This window comes from Sphingobacterium sp. (assembly GCF_039596235.1).
Lineage (GTDB): Bacteria > Bacteroidota > Bacteroidia > Sphingobacteriales > Sphingobacteriaceae > Sphingobacterium.
Genome location: NZ_JBCNKE010000004.1, coordinates 45183 through 65036, shown reverse-complemented (window position 1 = coordinate 65036; position 19854 = coordinate 45183). Strand labels below are relative to the sequence as shown.

The window sequence follows — 19854 nt, the reverse complement described above, 5'->3', positions numbered from 1 at the left end:
TTGCGCTAACTGAACATAGTCACATACATAGACTAAAGCTGGATAAAGGAGCTATTACGCATGCTGATCCTCTATTTTTACAAAAAATCCTTTCTCTTTTAAAATTAAAACATTATCTTGAGTCTACAATCAAACACTTAAACTAAAAAACAATAACCAAAAAGGAGTAAAATCAGCATTGCATAGCTTAAGCAAAATCTATATTTCGTTTTTTTTATTTAAATAGCAAAACCGATTTTGCTTTATTTTTTATGCTTTTGTACGTGGTTGTTCACACTGAGGTCTATTTTTTTCGTTTTTTTTTGAATTTAAATTGAGAACATATTGCTCAGTAAGTTCAGCACCATGTCATGTTCTCCAATCAGTTTAATAAACTAATATCAACAATAGCGTTTTGGTTACCAAATAGCTAAAACGTTTTATAAACCCAAATCACTAGTTATATGAGCAAGATTGATTTTAAAACAATTGCACAGCTACCGAAGAACACGAGGTTGTTTTTTTCGCTGGCTGTTATTGCAGGGACTATACAGCAGGCAGATGCTGCTGTTGTGCCTGGTAATGTACTGGAGAAAAGTTACCCCAGTAGTGGAATTCATGTCCAGGAGCTGATTAAAGGAAAGGTACAAGATGCAAAGACAGGTACCGCAATTGCCGGTGTCTCAGTAAGTGTCAAAGGTTCAGATAAAGGAACCACTTCGGATGGACAGGGTACTTTTGCTATTCAGGCAAAGGCCGGAGACATTCTGGTTTTTTCTTCTATCGGTTACCGTTCCAATGAAATCAAAGTAGCTGGTAACGGACCGTTGACTATTCAGTTGACTGCAGCGGAGGATCAACTGGAAGAAGTGATTGTTGTCGGATATGGCACACAGAAAAAAAGTGAAGTCACTTCGGCAGTCGCATCGGTAAAAGAAAAAGATTTCAACCAAGGTGGTATGCGTAATCCAATGGATTTGGTGCAGGGTAAAGTAGCAGGTCTAAATGTGACGAGGACACAGGGAAGTAATCCAAATTCGGGAACTAGCATTCAGTTGCGCGGAATGGCTTCAATCAAAGGTGGTAACGTTCCTTTGGTGGTCATCGATGGTATTCCAGGCGGAAACCTAGATCTGGTAAAACAAGGGGATATAGAATCCATTGATGTTTTGAAAGACGGTTCTGCTGCTGCAATTTATGGTACTCGGGGTAACGGCGGCGTTATCTTGGTGACAACGAAGAAAGGCAAGTCTGGCGAACCTCGTTTTGAGTATTATACCTATGGGCAGCATGAATCGGTCGCAAGAAGGCCGCCCATGCTCAGTGCACAGGAATTTCGCGACTATGTCGTTAAGGGGCAGAACAAACCGGATCTGGACCTGGGGGCTTCAACAGACCTCTATAATGAATTGATCAACAAAAAGAACTTTTCTAATTTTCATAATTTCGTTGCTAGCGGTGGTGGAGATAAATCTAATTATCGCGCGTCTATTAACTATGAGAATGCAGAAGGTATTGCGAAAGAAAATGGAAGGCAGCAATTCGGCGGGCGCATTAATTTTTCGCAGACAGGACTGAAAGACCGCCTGACCTTCAGCGGAAATATAGCGGCAAATTTTAACAAAGCAAACCTGCTCGGTGGAAAAAAAGATGCTAATAGTGAAAGCGTGCCGGATTTTGAACAAGCTGTACAGCGCAATCCAACGGCACCCTTGTACAATGCGGATGGAAGTTTCTATCAGACCCAGGGCTATAATAATTTCAATCCATTGGGCCGCTTAGCGAATCGGGTGGATGAACGTAATCAGCAGACTTTTTCTGGAGACGCCCGTTTAAAATTAAAAATCATTGATCCTTTGAGCATCTCTGCTTTTGGATCCTATGTCAGGGACAATTGGAATGACAGGCAGTTCCGTTCAAGCTTAGATTGGGATCAGCGTCAGGATTCCGAATACCAAGGTATGGGCTATGCTTGGAAACGTAATGAATTGAACTGGTCAAAAACGTTTGAAACAACCATGGATTACAATCAGACCTTTAATGAAAAACATACAATTACCGGGCTACTGGGGTACAGTTTTCAATATACAGGCTATGAGCGTTTCGAAATGGCAAATAATGGATTCACGACAAATGCAACTGAGGATTGGGATATGGGATCTGGAACGGCGCTAAAAAATGATAAACTTCCACGACCGTCTATGGGATCGTTTAAAGAAGATAACAAGCTGATTGCATTTTTTGGTCGGGTAAACTATAATTATGCGGACAAATATTTTGTGAGCGCTATTCTGCGACGTGAAGGATCATCAAGGTTTGGCAAGAACCATAAGTGGGGAAATTTTCCGGCAATTTCAGCGGGTTGGACAGTGACCAATGAGGACTTTTTTTCCAATAAGGAAGTCATTAATAATCTGAAGGTACGCTTGGGGTATGGGGTGACGGGCAATCAAGGCTTCCCGAACTATAAATCGCTATACCTGCTGGGCGGAGGTGGTGCCTATCCGATATTCGGATCATACTACGAGACCTATGGGCCGAACTCCAACTATAATCCTGATTTAAGATGGGAGCAAAAAGCGGAAGTCAATTTTGGAGTTGATTTTGGGTTGTGGAATAACCGACTCACGGGAGCCATTGACCTGTATAATCGAAAAACAAAAGATCTGCTGTATGAATATCAAGCCCAACAACCTTCTTATACCCAATCCAAGATATGGTATAATGTCGGTGAGGTGTCCAACAAAGGTGTAGAATTGCAGCTTACGGGTGTTCCGATACAAAAAGAGGATTTTAAATGGACCGTAGATTTCACGGGGAATTATCAAAAGAATAAATTGGTTAAGATGTCAAGCGATGTATTTAAAAGTGATTACCTGGAATATGGCGGCTTGCCCTCCCCCGGAAACCTTGGAAATGCAATCCGTTTGGAAGAGGGGGGAGAAATCGGCTCTTTCTATGGTAAACGTTTTGCCGGGTTTACAGATGAGGGCAAATGGCTGTTTTATAAAGCTGATGGCAGTAAGGGTACAGCCGCTGATATGACTAATGATGATCTCACCTATATTGGTAATGGTGTGCCTAAATTTCAAGCGTCATTGGGAAACCGTTTTGCTTATAAAGGTTTTGACCTAACGGTATTTTTCAGGGGGAAATTCAAATATGATATCCTCAATACTGCCGACATGTTTTTTGGTAATCAAAAGTGGCTTCCGAACAATGTATTCGAAAGTGCGTTTACCAAACATGCCAATATTAAAGATGATCCGCAGTATTCAGATTATTATTTGGAAAATGGCAGTTTCGTTAAACTCGACAATATCACTTTGGGATATAACTTCAAATTGAAGACTGACTATATCAGAAATCTGTATGTCTATATGACCGGAAGAAACATTGCTACGATAACCAAATATTCGGGATTGGATCCTGAACTTAAGGACACCGGTTTTGATGCCGGTATCGACAGCCGTGGATTCTATCCAAGGACAAGGTCATGGACAATAGGTTTAAATGTTGGATTTTAAAAAATTATACAGATGAAAAAGATCAATCATTATATATTTCCTGTCTTGATGGCAGCGGTTTGCGTAAATGGGTTGCAATCCTGTACAAAACTGGATGAAAATGTCTACAGCTCAATACCCAAGGAGGATTTCTACAAAGACAAAAGAGAAGTGATGCAGGCGGCATTACGTCCATTTACACATATGCAATCCTGGCTTGCGCCAACGGGTGGTAGTGGCTATTATTATCATTCGGAACTGAGTGCTGATCAGGTTGCCTGGCCACAAAAAGGGAGGCATGGTTACGATAGCGGTGACCATATCCGTCAACATTACCACACCTGGACAAGTACAGAAAGCCGAACCAGAAGTGCCTGGGAAGGTATGTGGACAGGCTTGGGATTTGTGAACAACGCAATTCATGATATAGAGGCAACAGATATAACGAAGGTTGGTATGACCCAAGCTGAGAAAGATATTGTTATCACACAGCTTAAAGTGATGCGAGCTTTTCATTACATCAGGATTATGGATCTGTGGGGGAATGTTCCTATTTCAACTGAAATCGTTGACAAACCATTGAACCCGGAGACGAAACCTCGGGCTGAGGTTTTCGCTTTTATCCAATCCGAGCTCGAACAAAATGTTCCTAAATTGCCAAAAACGGCTAAAGAAAATGTAGGCGAAATATCGATGGCTGCGGGTTATGCCATGTTAGCCGAGCTTTATTTAAATGCGGAGAAATGGAGCGGCAAGAAAATGTATGACCAATGTATTCAAGCCTGTGATAAAATTATGTCTGGTGAAGCAGGTGGAGTAGGAGGCGTACCAGCTCTTTCTAGTGATTTAATCTCGCTTTATAGCAATAATAACAGTGCAAACCCGGAATCTCTCTTCCAATTTCAATATAGCCGTAAAGCCGGTTTGACCTTCGACTGGGGGGGCTTTTATATGGGGTATGACTATATGAAAGAGGTCTTGAAAGTTGGCTACGGCGGTTGGAATGCATTTGTCGTAATTCCAAGTGCTTTTAATGCTTATGCCGAAAATGACCTCAGAAAGAAGGAGTGGTTTTTATTTGGTCCACAGTATAGGTATGGGACGACCACCCCGGTCTTAGGAACGGAAGAATACAACGGAAAACCTTTAGTATTTGTCAACTCCATTCGCCGGGAAAGCGAGGGGGATAAAACTTCTGAAGGAGGAATGACAAAGGGAGAAGAAAATTCTGGCGCACGTTTTAATAAATATAAGTCAGGCACGCTGGAAGATCCAAACTACTGGGAGAATGACTATATTATTTACCGCCTGACCGAAATCTATTTTGATAAAGCAGAAGCACTTATCCGAAAAAATGGCGGTGTAGCTCCACAAGAAGCGGTTGACTTAATTAATGCCTCGCGAAAAAGAGCGTTTAAAGATGCTGATTGGCCGGCGAATAAATATACAACAGCTACCTTGACTTTAGATGAGCTGCTTGCAGAACGTGGACGGGAATTTATTTTTGAAGGTAAAAGAAGAACGGATTTAATACGTTTTGGTAAGTATACCACGGCAAGCTGGTGGGACCATAAACCTTCCAATGATCCGAATAAGGAACTTTTTCCAATCCCTTCGAATCAATTGTCGATCAATCCGAATTTAAAACAGAATCCGGGCTATTAGTATTCAAGTAGAATAATAAATGATGGATATCAGCCTGGTATTGGCTGTTATGTCCCTAAGAAAGCCGCTAGAAATTTTCCTCTAGCGGTTTTTTTAGGACCTTGGATTCTTATGTAACATGTTGGTTAGGTATATTAAATAATGTTTACTTAACATAATAGATAGAATAAAGTTTTTATTTTTGATGTATCAAGTCTTTGAAAGTTCAATAATTATGAATTCATCATGATTTATTCAAACCGAGTTCATGCATATCATTAAATAATAAATTAGGAATGAATCTGATAGTTTCATCACAATTGAAACCGCCGAAGGCAGCATGAACGGAATGAACCGAACTCATGTATACCGATGATACCAACACTTATAAAAATTTATACAGATGAAAATTAGGAATTTATTATTGCCATTTCTTTTGATAGGTCTATCTACCTATGGTGCGATGGCACAAAGCAAAAAAATCAAACATGTCGTTTTAGTGGGATTCGATGGTTTCGGTGCTTATGCATTACCTAAAGCCGAAATGCCAAATCTCAAAAGGATGATGCAGGACGGAACTTATAGCACACATGTGCGTACTGTTTTGCCTTCTTCGAGCGCAGTGAACTGGGCTTCCATGCTGATGGGGGCCGGGCCTACAACACATGGCTATACGGAATGGGATAGTAAGACTCCTGAAATTCCGTCAACGGCTAAAACCGAAAATGGCATGTTTCCTTCTTTGTTTAATGCGGTCGCTCAGAAAAATCCTAAAGCCCAATTTGCAGTGGTACATAGCTGGCCTGGAATAGGATATTTGATAGATAATAAGGTGGTTCAGAAAATCATTAATACCCAGGATGATGATGAAGCCGCATTGAATACAACTGTAGATATCATCAAAAAGGAGAAACCTACAGTTACTTTTGTGCATTTCGATCAACCTGATGGTGTCGGTCATAATATTGGCCACAATACGCCAGAATACTATGCCGAACTAAAAAATGTTGACCGGAGGATCGGAACGTTACAACAAGCGGTTAAGGATGCGGGCATTGCTGATGAAACGATCTTTGTTGTCGCTGCGGATCATGGTGGGACGGGTAAAGGTCATGGTGGCAAATCCTTAGCAGAAGTGGAGATTCCTTGGCTGATGACTGGACCGGGTGTGCCAAAGGGAAAAGAGATCAAAGGAACGGTAATGATTTATGATATTGCTCCGACTTTGACCTGGTTGCTTGGAGCCCCACTTGATGCGGCTTGGCGCGGGCAGGCAATTAAGGCTTTTCAGCAATAATATAGATGACCATGAAAACCTTTATGTTTTCACAAGCACTAAAGAGCTATGAAAATCAATTCAAATCGCTTTCTGATCGGTAAACCGAACTTTGCAAGCTCATTGACTTGGTGAAAAAATACGTATCGATGAAAAACAGACGATTCAGAAATAAAAAATCCCCAGAAGCTTTAGCTCTTGGGGATTTTTGTGGCTTATTGACATTCATTATATATCAACAACAACATCCATTTTAAAGTCATCATCTTTTAGATGGACAATCTCTGTCGCTTTTTCGTAGTTTGTTGATTTTTTGGAGAAAAAGTCGTGTTGTGTCGTCTCTGTATTCAAGCCATTCAATACTATTGGGTTGACTTGTTTTACTTCAAAGATCGGATCAAAACCTAAGTTCATTAATGCTTTGTTGGCATTGTAACGAACATATTCTTTCACCTCTGCAGTCAAACCTACTTCAGTGTAGATCTCCTCGGTATATTTCAACTCGTTTTCATACAAGTTATAAAGTAAAGCCAAGAAACGTGCTTTTACCTGATCCTGATTTTTTAATTTTTTGAATTGATCCTGTGCCATCAATCCTACGAATACACCGTGAATGGATTCATCAGCGATGATTTTCTTGATGATATCGGCAGAAGCAACCATTTCACCCTGACCACACAACCACAATGGGAGGAAGAATCCGGAATAGAACAGGAAGGATTCCAACAATACGGAAGCAGCCATAGCCATGTAGATCTCCTCGTCAGAAGCGTCTTCTTTGTCGATGGCGCGGTAATAACCGTCGATCATTTGTGCTTTGTATTGTAGGTATTTGTTTTGTTGAACCCATTCAAAGATATCATTGATTTCAGCTGTCGTTGAAACCGTTGTGAAAATAGTGGAATAGGATTTTGCGTGAATGGCTTCCATCATACACATATAGGACAATACGGCTTTATTTTGTAATGTATCTATGTGGTCGATGATTTTTGGCATACCCGTATGACTCTGCAAGGTATCTAACAGGGTCAAACCGCCTAATGCTTTTTTATAGGCATCTTTCATTTCTGGGCTGATACGTTTCCAACTATCGATATCTTTTGATGGAATGTATTCGGTGTCAATCCAGAATTGACGAATGTTTTGCTCCCAGAACATCAATACATAATCGTTCTCGGGGGTATTCCAATTGACAGCTTTATATGTTTTACTCATTGTTATTTTAAAGTATTAGGCATTTATTTCATGTATTTGAACTTCTGATGTTTGATTAAGCCAAAAGTTGCCGATAACTTGGCAACTTTTGACCTATTCACATTATATATCCAAATAAATTCTAAAATCTTACGATTAGGCTGAACAAGAGACACATTCGTCGATGGTCGATTTCCTTGTCCGTGTGTAATAAAGGGATTTTAATCCCAATTTATGCGCATAGATATAATATCTAGACAAATCTCTTGTGGAATCTTTCGAGTTGGTATGCAAGATTGTAGATACCCCCTGATCGATATGACGTTGAATAACCGAAATCAATTTCAATACTTTGAACTGATCCATGTCATAGGCCGATTTGAAATAGAAATAGTTATCGTTTGTCAAATATGGCATTGGGTAGTAAGTTGTACTATCGCCATATTCACGTACTTCAATAATATCCACGATTGGCATTACTGATGCAGTCGCGTTCATGATATAGGAAGTCGATTGATTTGGAGCAATCGCCAAACGGTAGGCATGGTAGATACCGTGTTCTTTGATTTTTGCTTTTAATTCTAACCAATCTTCAACAGTTGGAATATGTATGCCTTCGAATAATTCTTGGACTTTCGCTGTTTTTGGAAGATAATCACGGTTGACATAGCTATTGAAATAAGTGCCATCTGCGTAAGCTGATTTTTCAAATCCAACAAATGTTTTACCACGTTCTTTGGCAATTTCCATAGATGCTTCCAACGAATAGTAGTTCATCATCATGAAGAAGGTATTGGCAAAATCCAAGGCCTCATTAGATTCGTACATGATAAAGCTTTTTGCAAGGTAGCCATGTAGGTTCATTGCACCAAGTCCCACAGAGTGCAATTCACGGTTGGCTTTTGCAATCGATGGTACCATATCAATATTGGTTACATCAGTGACCACAGTTAACGCACGCATTGCTGTTTTTACCGTTTCTTTGATGCGTTTGTTGTCCATCACCGTAGCGATATTTAACGAACCAAGGTTACAGGATATACCGTAACGGATTGTATCTTGTTTGCCATAGATCTCGATATCGGATACTTGTGATACCTGCATGATCTCAGTACATAGGTTAGAGAATTTTACCTGACCGATTTCATTCAAAGCATGTACACGATTGGTATTTTCTTTGAAGAAGATATAAGGGTATCCTGATTCTTTTTGTGTCTGTGCGATCTTAACCAACAGGTGACGTGCGTTGATTTTTTTCTTTTTGACATTAGGATTGGTGATCAACTCATCGTACATCTTGTCCATATCCATCTCATCCAGGAACTGTCCATACTCTTGCATCACCGTATGTGGGTAGATCAGATAGCAAGGCTCATCTTTCTCTGCCAGTTCCATGAACTTGTCCGGAACGATGATACCGATTGAAAGGGATTTGATACGTACTTTTTCGTCCACGTTGATTTTTTTACAATCAAGGAACTCTTCAATATCCGAGTGGAAGATATTTAAGTATACTGCTCCGGCACCGGGACGTTGTCCCAATTGGTTCGCATAAGAAAAGGTATCTTCCATGATTTTCATGATCGGAAGCACACCACCAGCACGGCCTTCAACACCTTTAATGGCTTCGCCACGAGCGCGGATTTTGGAAATATTGAATGAAACGCCGCCACCGATAGAGGATAATTTCATCGCTGAATCAACCGCATAACCGATGCCGTTCAGGTTATCACCAATTTCATCCAAGAAACAGGATACCAATTCTCCGGAACGTTTTTTACCAGCATTCAAAAATGTTGGTGTCGCAGGTTGGTATTCTTGGTTGATCATGATTTCCGCATATTCTATTGCTTTTTTTACGCCTTCTTCGCGTGCTAAGAAAAGGGATACCGCAACAACGCGGTCTTCATAACGCTCTAAGAATTTCTCGCCGGAATCATCGCGAAGTGCATAGCTCTGGAAAAATTTAAAGGCCGCCATAAAGGATTCGAAACGGAATTTTTTAGCATACACATAATTGAATACCTCTTCCATTTCTTCAAATGTAAACCATTGATAAAAATCAATATAATAGTTGTTCTCTACCAAATAGTCTATTTTTTCTTTCAATGTATAAAAGAACACGGTGTTCTTATTTACATATTCCAGGAAATATGCGCGAACAGCTTCTTTATCTTTATGTAAGCTGAACTCGTCATCATGCTTAATCATGATTTCATTATTAAGCAATATCCAGTTTTTTGCTACTTCGTTTGCTACCATCGCAAAAGTTCTTTAAGATGTCAATAAATTGGTTTATGTCTTCCATTGTTCCGGACAGTTCAAATTTGAACGCCAGTGGAATGTCGAAATCCTGTGAAATACGATCAGCAGCCAAACCGAAATTTGGTCCCCAGTTGCGGTTGCCACTTGAGGTTACGGAATAAATATTTTTAGCTTCTCGTTTCATGAATTCTTTTGTGTTTTCGGGCACCTGTCCAAAATTTGTGGTAAATGTGACCAAATGGCCAGGCTGATTTACCTGAAGGTCAGCGCTGATTTTATGGATCTGCCAGCCAGTGATCTGTGCGACTTTATCCATAAAACGCTGCACATTACCCGTTCTGGAATCGTAATAAATGTGTATCATATTGCTGTGTTTGTTTTAATGATACCCTCGATTTATTAAAGTGCAATGGCAGCCAATTCTTCTGGTTTAAAGCCAATGATACGGTGTTGAATTTCTTCATCTTCCAATACGATCACTGTTGGTACCGTACGGATTTTGAATTTTGCGGCCAAGTCAGGTTCATCAAAAGGATTAACCGTTTCATATTGGATACCTTTTTGATCCAAATAAGCCGATACTTGTGCACAAGGAGCACAATCATTTTTCTCAAATTTGATAATTCTTGCCATGTTCGTATGTTTATTTTTTTAATCCGATCTTCATAGAAAAAGAAAGGTCGTTACTTCGTTGAATTGCCAATTCTTTCATTAGCTTAACAAATATCATATATTTTCTTGCCAAGCGCTAGTTTGACTTTTCCACATTTTGGGCAAAAGTTTGTCATAGGATGCGTTTACTGCTAGTTAACGCTGTTAAGTTGTTGATACATAATATTGTATGAATGTGGATAACTTTAAATAAACAAATTTTACCTGTTTTTTACGAAATAATCTAAGTTTAATTTTACTGTCATAAAACGGCTACAAAACTTGGTTTTTTTTCATAAATTTATTACCTTTTAATGCCCTAATTTGCAAAATAAATTTATGAAGAAGCTATGCTATGCTCTCTTGTTGTTATTGTCGTTGAAGACGCAGGCACAGGAGAATATCACGTTCCAAAAACCGAGTTCCGAAATTTTGGCCCTGGCTGATTTTGTCCGCCCGCCCCAGATTAAGATTTCCAGCGATAACAAGTGGATGTTATTCACCTATCGTTCGACTTATAAGAACTTGGAGGAACTGGGGCAGGAAGAAATGAAATTGGCGGGATTAAGGATCAATCCAAGGACCAATATGGAAAGTTCGACCGTTTTTTACAACAAGATCGGTTTGAAAAAAATAGGACAGCAGACCGAAGAAACAGACTTCGTAGGAATGCCTCAAAAGCCGGCTTTGTCCAATTTTGCATTCTCCCCCGACAATAGTCTGTTGGCATTTACCAATACAAATGATATGGGAACGGCTTTGTTTGTGCTGGATTTGGCAACAAAGACAGTAAAGCAGTTAACCACTTACAATTTAAATGCGACGTTGGATGTCCCTTTTCAATGGTTGGGTAATTCAAAGCGCTTACTGATCTTGGCCCTACCAAAAGAGAAAAAAGCCTTATTGGATCCGTCAAGAGACCTGCCTACCGGGCCGGTTGTATCAACAAGTGATGGAAAAGTATCCCAGTTAAGGACCTATCAGGATCTGTTGAAAAATCCACAGGACGAACAGAATTTTGAAACACTGGTGCAATCCAATCTACAGTTTGTGGATCTGGAAGGTACGATTTCCAATTTCAAAGATAAGGCGATCTATACAGGGGTATCTTTTTCGCCAAATGGGGCCTATGTGATGATAACAACCATTACAAAGCCTTATTCGTATGTGGTCCCGGCTTCACGTTTTCCACAACAGACCCGAATTTATGATCTAGCCGGCAAAGAGGTCGCCCTGGTTAACGAGGTGCCTTTAACCGAGGTTATGCCAAAAGGTTTTTCTTCTACACGTCCCGGTAAACGATCTTTACATTGGCGGGACGATCAGCCGGCCACGTTAGCTTATGTGGAAGCCCTGGACGATGGTGATGCCAACAAACCAGCGGAATTTCGTGATGCGCTCTATACCTTGGATTACCCGTATACGGGTAATGGAAAATTGATCTTCAAAACGAAGGATCGGTATGCTGGGATAGTATGGGGTAACGACAAATACGCGCTGGTATATTCACAATGGTACGACACGCGCAATGCGAAGACTTTTGTTGTCAATCCTTCTACAGGTGAGTCTAAGTTGTTGCATGATCGGAACAGTCAGGATATCTATAATGATCCGGGGACAGTGTATCAGCACAAAAATGCACTCGGAAACTACAGCATGTATATCGATAAAGACAAAGTGCTTTTTGTAGGCAAAGGCTTTACCAAAGTAGGGGAATTCCCTTTTGTCGATGAATTAGACCTGCAAACGCTAAAGAAAAAACGGCTGTATACCGCAGCCGCATCTGAACTGCAGGAGCGGATCGGTGAGATTATAAATCCCAAGACGGGCGAATTGCTGGTCTCACTTCAATCGGCGTCGGTGTATCCAAATTATTACCTGAAAAACATGAAGTCTGGTAAACAGGTTGCCTTGACTGCATTAGAGAATCCGTTCAAATCACTTGAGAAAGTTCATAAAGAAATCCTGAACTATAAACGTAAGGATGGAGTCGAACTTTCGGGCACGCTATATCTACCCGCAGGCTATGATATGACAAAAAAAGAAAAATTACCCTTGTTGATGTGGGCTTATCCGAGGGAATATAAAGACAAAAATACTGCTGGACAAAGTACGGCGAATCCAAAAGAATTTACCTTTCCAAGTTACGGCTCATTTATTTATTGGGTATCAAAAGGATATGCGGTACTGGATAATGCTGCCTTCCCGATCGTAGGTGAAGGAAAGAAGGAGCCGAATGATAACTTTATTGAACAGTTGGTCGCCAATGCCGAAGCAGCAATCAATGCTGTGGATAAACTAGGCTATATTGACCGTAAAAAGGTTGCTGTAGGTGGACATTCCTATGGCGCTTTTATGACTGCGCATCTGCTTTCCAATTCAAAGCTTTTTGCTGCCGGAATCGCGCGTTCAGGAGCTTACAACCGCACCTTGACGCCATTTGGTTTTCAAAGTGAGCAACGGAATTTTTGGGATGATCCAAAACTGTATATGACCATGTCTCCATTTGTCAGTGCAGATCGGATGAAGACACCATTGTTACTTGTACACGGGGGGGCAGACAATAATCCCGGAACTTTTACCCTACAGACAGAACGTTATTTTCAAGCTTTAAAGAACTTAGGGGCACCTGTGCGTATGGTCATTTTACCACGTGAAGCTCATGGTTATGTTGCCAAGGAAAATATCTTTCACCTGCTATGGGAACAGGATCAGTTCCTCGAAAAATACTTGAAGAACTAATTATCGTACTCAAATAATAGGCTTGGGTGCTTTAGCAAAGGGCAACTGTCAAGGGCAATTGCTTTAAAGTTCTTCTGCTTAATAAGCCAGTACTGTAAGTTCATGGACACTTTCCGGAAAAAATAGGCTGCCTAAAAAGCAGCCTATTTTTTTGCTGATCGCTATTGGCAAAATAAAGTTTTGTCGGTATTTTTTGGCTCTTTAACTGGAGTATAATGCATTTATAATTGAGGGGGAGTAGGATGATCCGTATGGAGGGGCAGGGACAGCAGCTTAAATTAGCCAATTGTTATTGTGTTGGAATGTCTATCGATGAGTAGGGGGATTGATTATGCGTGTAATTTTAGTTAAGTTTGGGTAATTTACCAAAGGGAGAAAAAATCTGATTATGAGACCTGATATATTTCGCGAAAAGTCACCGTTGTCCTCTGATGATTGCTTTGTGGTTTTTGATAGACGGAAGTCTTCTTTCACTTTTCCCGTACATATCCATCCTGAATATGAGCTCAATTATGTCGAAGGGGCTTCCGGAGCACAGCGTATTATTGGTAATTCTATAGAAACGATCGGTGAGCAGGATCTGGTACTCATCGCAAGCCCAGAGCTTGAACATGCCTGGAAAGATGGTGAATGCCAGTCCAATGATATCCATGAAATCACGATACAGTTTCATCCCTCCCTTATTGACCAATATCTGGATAAAAAGCAATTTGCCAGTATACAACAGCTTTTGTCAAAGGCATCGCGGGGTGTGGTATTCGGAAAAGATACGGTAGACCGTGTGCTTCCTTTGCTTCGCATATTGACATTGGAGCGCGATGGGTTTTATTCGGTTATGAAGCTCCTCGTCCTGCTTTATGAATTGTCAAAAGGGGAGGATATCCGTGTACTTTCTACAGCGACAAATTCGATCTTGAGCAATAGTGAGCTGCTGATGGGGCGTTTACAGGAATATGTCGTTGCGAATATCAACAAAGAATTAAGTCTACCTATGGTGGCCGCGATTATGAACATGAGCAAATCGACTTTCTCCCGCTTTTTAAAATCAACGACAACACTGAATTTTACGGATTACTTGCTTGATTTCCGGATCAATATGGCCGTCAGGCTGCTAAAAGAGGAGACTCCCATCGCTGATATTGTTGAACAATGTGGTTTTAATAGTGTTTCCTATTTCTATCGCGTATTCAAGAAGAAGAAAGGGATAACGCCCATTGAATACAGAAATAGCCTGCGGAAGCAACAGATGATTATTTAGCGACCTTAATCGCCCCCTGCCCTTAGGCTCGATCCTGAGTACATTCTTTTACACATAAGTACGATCGCATCGGACAAACAGCTATTGACCATTTGATGGATGGGGATGGTGCGGTCTGACAAAAGAGTGCATGGGATTGCCTAAAGCTGTGGAATAATTCAATAAATATGAGTTCAGAGTTCAATGAATTACTGTTGTTGTTTTTGTAAAATTTTGTTTTTCAGCTTTTTAATGTTGTTTCTGTATCCTTGTATATTTTCATGATTATCTTTTCTTTTTTAGATTGCGCAATCGTTTGCGTTTGTTTTTGTTGAGGCACGTTTACCCGAAATATGAAGTAAAAGTGCAATACAAATGACCTGATCTTGCTATTCCTGACTTTCCCTTTTCTCTAATTTCGTCCTATAGACCAATAATAGTATACCCAATTAAGTATAGACATATTATATACAATCTATCTATTTATTGTAAACCTTAAATACACAAAATATGAGAAAAACAGCTTTACTGCTTTTACTTTCGGCTTATGGCACATTTGCTTGGGCGCAACAATCCCAAAAAGTAAGGGGCAAAGTCCTTGATGCTGATAATAAGCCAGTGGCAGGAGCCACCGTAAACATCAAAGGCGGTACCGGAGGAACAAAAACCGATGCGGATGGTTCGTTTACGCTTGATGTTGAGAAAGGAAAAACCTTAAAAATTACTTACGTAGGGATGAAGGAACAGGAGATTCTTGTTAATGATGCATCGACCTATAGTATTGTGCTTCAATCGGGAACCGACTTGGATGAAGTTGTTGTTATCGGATATGGTACGGTGAAAAAAAGTGATCTGACAGGCGCTGTTGCATCTGTAACAGGTAAAGATTTGCAGTCTAATTTAGCAAAGAGCGCTGCCGGGGCATTGCAAGGCCGGGTTGCCGGTGTGAGTGTTTCAAATGCGGGTGGATCTCCTGGCGCAGGAATGAACATTAATATACGGGGTATAGGCTCTATGGGAAGCACTAACCCATTGTATGTCATTGACGGCGTATTTGGTGATATTAATACGGTAGATCCCAACGATATTGCTTCGCTGGAAGTACTAAAAGATGCATCTGCTGCTGCAATTTATGGTTCACGTGCTGCCAATGGTGTGGTGATTATTACGACAAAAGGTGGCAAGAGAGGAACAGCAGCAACCTTGAGTTTAAATGCTTATACAGGCGTGCAGAGTCTTCCCAAAAAAATGAGTTTAATGGATGGGCCACAATGGAAAAAATTTGTGGATGAAAAAGGCTATCTGCCTGCGCAGGCGAAAGACTTTAATGCAAATACCGATTGGCAGGATGAGGTTTTTCAGACAGCACCAGTGAATAAGGTCAATTTGGATATTGCGGGCGGGGGAGAGCGATCTACTTATAGTATTTCGGGAGGATATTTGAATCAAAAAGGTATTCTGAAAACAACGGGTTATGAATCTTTCAATGTACGCAGCAAAAATACATTTAACTTTTTCAATGATCATCTTCGTGTTGGAAATACCTTCTTAGTTAAATCGGGTGACCGCCAATATGCCAACTTAGTGATTACAGATATTTTGCGTCAAAATCCATTGTTGCCGGTTTATGATGCGAATGTAGTTGGCGGATATTCCACATATGCTCCTTGGATGAAAAACCTGGATAATCCTGTCGGTAATTTAAATCTGTATACGAATCATATCTATCAGACGGATATAATGCTGAATGGATATGCAGAAGCAGATCTTTTTGTTAAAGGGTTGAAATACCGATTAAACGTCGGTATTAATCGGACCACTGGAAGGAATTATAATAAAGCTGACCGACGTCCCGATGGTACTGCCGTCTTACAGTCATCGTTGAATGAGAGTGCTTTCTTCAATAACCAGTGGTTGATTGAAAACACTTTGCACTATGATCGTACATTTGACAAACATACACTATCTGTTTTAGCTGGATATTCAGCGCAGGAAAATTCGAACAGAGGATTTGGCGCCAAGAGACTTGATATTCCAACTGGAACAGATGCAATCGATGCGGCATCGCCGGCAGAGCAATCGACTTCAGGAAGTTTGCAGGAAGCATCCATGATATCGCAATTTGGGCGTGTGATGTATACTTATGATAATCGTTATCTATTTACGGCAACAGTTCGTCGAGACGGATCTTCTAAGTTTGATAATGGACACCAATATGGCGTTTTTCCATCGGTAGCGTTAGGATGGAACGTAATGAATGAAGGCTTCTTTGCAAAGGCAAAAAATACAGTCAATGAATTTAAGATTCGTGCAACTTATGGCCGTTTGGGGAATCAGGAGATTGCTAACTACACAACGCAAAATGTTACACGATATGGGATCAACTATATCCAAGGTGGAGTATGGTGGCAGGGAGCAATCCCTGGAACGAGCTGGGTTTCGCCATCTAATCTAACTTGGGAAGAAACTGAGACGAGCAATGTCGGTATTGATCTGGCTTTTCTGCAAAACAAGCTAAGAGTCAGTGCAGATTATTATGTCCGAAATACGAAAAATATCCTTTTATCAATTAACCAACCTCCTTCTGCTGGAAAATCAGGATCACCGGTGATGAATGCTGGTACGATCAGTAACAAAGGATTTGAGTTTCTCGCGAGCTACCGTGACGCAATCGGGGAAGTAAATTATAATATCGGAGTCAATGCTTCTGCCGTTAAAAATAAAATGAAAGCTATTACGGTTGGAAATAAACAAGAATTTGAAGGTTATAATCCACAGGGGGAAGGTGTAATCAGCTGGGCTAAAGTCGGCTACCCAATCGGAGGCTTCTGGTTGATCCAAACCGAAGGATTGTTCCAGTCAGATGCGGAGGTACAAGCCTATAAATCGGGTAACGGCACAGTGATCCAACCCACCGCCAAAGCTGGAGATATTAAGTTTATCGACTACAATGGCGATGGAAAGATCGACAACAATGATCGTCAATACATGGGTAGTCCTTATCCTTCGTTAGCTTACGGTATTCGAGGTGGTCTGGATTATAAAGGTGTTGATTTTGCTTTCTTCTTTGACGGCATGTATGGTAATAAGATCTATAATTATACACGTGCAAGGATAGAGAGCACAAGTGAGGTGCATAACTACTCGACCAGTCTTTTGAATTCGTGGAGCCCAACGAATACGAATACCGATATTCCACGGTATACGCGCGAGGATCCCAATGGCAACGTTCGTAGGGTAAGTGACCGCTGGTTGGAAAGTGGGGCGTTCTTCCGTTTGAAAACGATAGAACTGGGGTATACGTTGCCAAATGCTTGGTTGGAAAAGGTGACCTTAAAAAATGCGCGTATTTATCTAGCAGCTGATAATCTGTTTACCGTAACGAAATACAAAGGATATAGTCCTGATCTGGGGCCGAGCAACAATGATAATGGTGTCGGTCAAACTGGGGTAATGACGGCCGGTACAGACCATGGTCGGTACCCGCTGGCACGAACAGTAATGTTTGGTTTGCAGGCTAATTTCTAATGGATTGCCAGAAGTTTTACGATTAAAATTTAAAATGACAAAAATGAAGATTTCAATTAAAAAATATACAGCGGCCGCTGCGGTTCTTTTATTAATGGGAAGCTGTAGTAAAGATTTTCTCAATCATATTAATCCCAATAAGCCAGTAGCAGAGATTTTTTGGTCGAATGAAAGCGAAGTACAGGCGGCTATGGCGACAGTTTATTCCCCTATCCGCGGACAGATGGAAGGATATTATGGGGCCTATACAGGGTGGCAGACGATGAATCGTGCGGATGATGTTTGGTTTCTGGCCGGGGAGGAAAGGTTTACTTGGGAATACGCAACATTTCTAAATTCTCCAGGAACTGGAGGAAGCGATTTCGGAAGTTTGTACAATGGAATTAACCGGGCCAATGTGCTTTTGTATAATATTGGTAAAGTTGCGATGGATGAAACGAAGAGAAAACAGTTGATTTCAGAAGCTACTTTCTTGCGTGGTGTTTATTACTTTTTGCTTGCCTCCAACTATGGGAATGTACCGCTATTACTCGTTCCGGCAGATGTTGACCCTGAAAACAAGCCAGCAAGCCCTGAGGCGGACGTATGGAAGCAAGTGATTCTAGATTTTAAGGCTGCCAAGGAAAACTTGCCGGTGACCCGTCCCGCAGCAGAAGCAGGTCGAGTAACGAAGGGGGCAGCGATTGCCTTTTTAGGAAAGGCATTGGTTTATACCAAACAATATGGAGAAGCCGAAACGGAGTTGAAAGCACTATTAACTGCTCCATATAACTATGATCTAGTTGAAAATTTTGAAGATAATTTCAAAGATAACACAAAGCTCAATAAGGAATCGGTTTGGGAGTTGGTATACGACGGTAAATATGGTTCAGATGGTATCTGGGGATCAGAAAACCCGAATAGCCGTCAGGGCTTTATTATCCCCAATTTTGCAGGACCTGCTGGCACGGGAGCCTGGTTTAAATTGGTGCCTGGTATTTCTGTAGTTCGCGATTTTATAGCAGAAGAGCGCCCGAAGGGATCAGACACACGCTTTGATAAGCGGATGTACACCAGTTTCTACTGGAAATATTCGGATTATGAAACCGGTCTTACGGATGGAGCCTGGTTCGGAAATCTTTCTTTTGATAAGTTGTGGTCGGAATCCATGGCAAAGATTTCAGCAAATCCCGGCTTGGTATATCCGAAGATTGATAATAAGGAAGGACGTTTCCTGATTAAGAAATATACCAATTTCTTTAGAAATGTATCTGGGGGTAACAGCATGTATGATGCTGCAAATACAAACAATAACTTTCGTTTGCTGCGTTTTGCTGAGGTATTGTTGTTGCATGCAGAGGCCTGTGCTCGAAATGGAAATACTGCTGGAGCTGCCGCTAGTTTAAAACGCGTTCGCGATCGCGCAGGTTTGGCAAATAAAACTTGGGCCAATGCAGATGAACTGATGAAAGAGGTAATCAGGCAAAATGAATTGGAATTTTTCTTTGAGGGACATCGCTTTTTCGATCTAAAACGTTGGTATGCCTATGCCGATATGAAAAAGATCTTTGTAGATAACAAAAAACAGGGTGCCGCAGAGTTTCAACCAAAACATTATTATTTGCCTTTGCCAGAGAGCGAGATAAATACAAATACAAAAATTCAGCAGCATCCGCTGTGGAGATAAATCAGGAATAGCTTACAGCTTTGATTACAAATACAAGCTGTAAGCTTTCCTATTTACTTGATAAGAAATTCTAAAAGCAGAATTCAGTTATATTTCCACTTGAGCAAGGCAATACGTATTCATATTGATAATTGATAGACCCAAACAGCAGTAATGGGATAGTACA

Annotated in this window: 11 protein-coding genes; 7 read left to right on the top strand and 4 right to left on the bottom strand. The window is 40.8% G+C overall.

Annotated features, from left to right (window positions below):
- Positions 1-443 precede the first annotated feature (443 nt).
- The 3 genes from ABDW32_RS10185 to ABDW32_RS10175 all read left to right on the top strand — a co-directional run bounded on the left by ABDW32_RS10185 (position 444) and on the right by ABDW32_RS10175 (position 6426).
- Positions 444-3506, top strand: a complete 3063-nt coding sequence (locus ABDW32_RS10185) for a SusC/RagA family TonB-linked outer membrane protein (protein WP_343562009.1) — start codon at positions 444-446, stop codon at positions 3504-3506.
- 12 nt (positions 3507-3518) lie between these two features.
- Positions 3519-5150 carry a RagB/SusD family nutrient uptake outer membrane protein gene (locus ABDW32_RS10180; RefSeq protein WP_343562007.1) on the top strand — a complete coding sequence of 544 codons (1632 nt, stop codon included), beginning with the start codon at positions 3519-3521 and terminating at the stop codon, positions 5148-5150.
- Between the two features lie 382 nt (positions 5151-5532).
- Positions 5533-6426, top strand: a complete 894-nt coding sequence (locus tag ABDW32_RS10175; protein ID WP_343562004.1) for an alkaline phosphatase — start codon at positions 5533-5535, stop codon at positions 6424-6426.
- Between the two features lie 207 nt (positions 6427-6633).
- On the opposite strand, the gene nrdF is transcribed toward ABDW32_RS10175, so the two are convergent.
- From nrdF to ABDW32_RS10155, 4 genes are all read right to left on the bottom strand, one after another.
- Positions 6634-7620 (bottom strand): class 1b ribonucleoside-diphosphate reductase subunit beta, encoded by a 987-nt coding sequence (nrdF, locus tag ABDW32_RS10170; protein ID WP_104383770.1) that lies wholly within the window; start codon positions 7618-7620, stop codon positions 6634-6636.
- Between the two features lie 135 nt (positions 7621-7755).
- The gene (gene nrdE / locus ABDW32_RS10165; protein WP_343562001.1) at positions 7756-9810 is read right to left on the bottom strand and encodes a class 1b ribonucleoside-diphosphate reductase subunit alpha; all 2055 of its coding nucleotides are present in this window, start codon (positions 9808-9810) and stop codon (positions 7756-7758) included.
- A 10-nt stretch (positions 9811-9820) separates the two neighbouring features.
- Positions 9821-10228, bottom strand: a complete 408-nt coding sequence (gene nrdI, locus ABDW32_RS10160; RefSeq protein WP_077437060.1) for a class Ib ribonucleoside-diphosphate reductase assembly flavoprotein NrdI — start codon at positions 10226-10228, stop codon at positions 9821-9823.
- A gap of 35 nt (positions 10229-10263) precedes the next feature.
- Positions 10264-10497, bottom strand: a complete 234-nt coding sequence (locus tag ABDW32_RS10155; RefSeq protein ID WP_077437059.1) for a thioredoxin family protein — start codon at positions 10495-10497, stop codon at positions 10264-10266.
- Positions 10498-10854: 357 nt separating this feature from the next.
- Between ABDW32_RS10155 and ABDW32_RS10150 the strand changes: the two genes are divergently transcribed.
- From ABDW32_RS10150 to ABDW32_RS10135, 4 genes are all read left to right on the top strand, one after another.
- Positions 10855-13257: a prolyl oligopeptidase family serine peptidase gene (locus ABDW32_RS10150; protein ID WP_343561998.1), complete on the top strand. Its 2403-nt coding sequence runs from the start codon at positions 10855-10857 to the stop codon at positions 13255-13257.
- 388 nt (positions 13258-13645) lie between these two features.
- Positions 13646-14515, top strand: a complete 870-nt coding sequence (locus ABDW32_RS10145) for an AraC family transcriptional regulator (RefSeq protein WP_343561996.1) — start codon at positions 13646-13648, stop codon at positions 14513-14515.
- 489 nt (positions 14516-15004) lie between these two features.
- Positions 15005-18022, top strand: coding sequence for a TonB-dependent receptor (locus ABDW32_RS10140; protein ID WP_343561994.1), 3018 nt, complete (start codon positions 15005-15007; stop codon positions 18020-18022).
- 43 nt (positions 18023-18065) lie between these two features.
- Positions 18066-19688, top strand: a complete 1623-nt coding sequence (locus tag ABDW32_RS10135) for a RagB/SusD family nutrient uptake outer membrane protein (protein WP_343561992.1) — start codon at positions 18066-18068, stop codon at positions 19686-19688.
- Positions 19689-19854: the final 166 nt, after the last annotated feature.

What these genes read in the sequence shown, in the direction of transcription:
- ABDW32_RS10185 (WP_343562009.1), top strand. Translation starts at nt 444, where the DNA reads ATGAGCAAGATTGATTTTAAAACAATTGCACAGCTACCGAAGAACACG.
- ABDW32_RS10180 (WP_343562007.1), top strand. Translation starts at nt 3,519, where the DNA reads ATGAAAAAGATCAATCATTATATATTTCCTGTCTTGATGGCAGCGGTT.
- ABDW32_RS10175 (WP_343562004.1), top strand. Translation starts at nt 5,533, where the DNA reads ATGAAAATTAGGAATTTATTATTGCCATTTCTTTTGATAGGTCTATCT.
- nrdF (WP_104383770.1), bottom strand. Translation starts at nt 7,620, where the DNA reads ATGAGTAAAACATATAAAGCTGTCAATTGGAATACCCCCGAGAACGAT.
- nrdE (WP_343562001.1), bottom strand. Translation starts at nt 9,810, where the DNA reads ATGATTAAGCATGATGACGAGTTCAGCTTACATAAAGATAAAGAAGCT.
- nrdI (WP_077437060.1), bottom strand. Translation starts at nt 10,228, where the DNA reads ATGATACACATTTATTACGATTCCAGAACGGGTAATGTGCAGCGTTTT.
- ABDW32_RS10155 (WP_077437059.1), bottom strand. Translation starts at nt 10,497, where the DNA reads ATGGCAAGAATTATCAAATTTGAGAAAAATGATTGTGCTCCTTGTGCA.
- ABDW32_RS10150 (WP_343561998.1), top strand. Translation starts at nt 10,855, where the DNA reads ATGAAGAAGCTATGCTATGCTCTCTTGTTGTTATTGTCGTTGAAGACG.
- ABDW32_RS10145 (WP_343561996.1), top strand. Translation starts at nt 13,646, where the DNA reads ATGAGACCTGATATATTTCGCGAAAAGTCACCGTTGTCCTCTGATGAT.
- ABDW32_RS10140 (WP_343561994.1), top strand. Translation starts at nt 15,005, where the DNA reads ATGAGAAAAACAGCTTTACTGCTTTTACTTTCGGCTTATGGCACATTT.
- ABDW32_RS10135 (WP_343561992.1), top strand. Translation starts at nt 18,066, where the DNA reads ATGAAGATTTCAATTAAAAAATATACAGCGGCCGCTGCGGTTCTTTTA.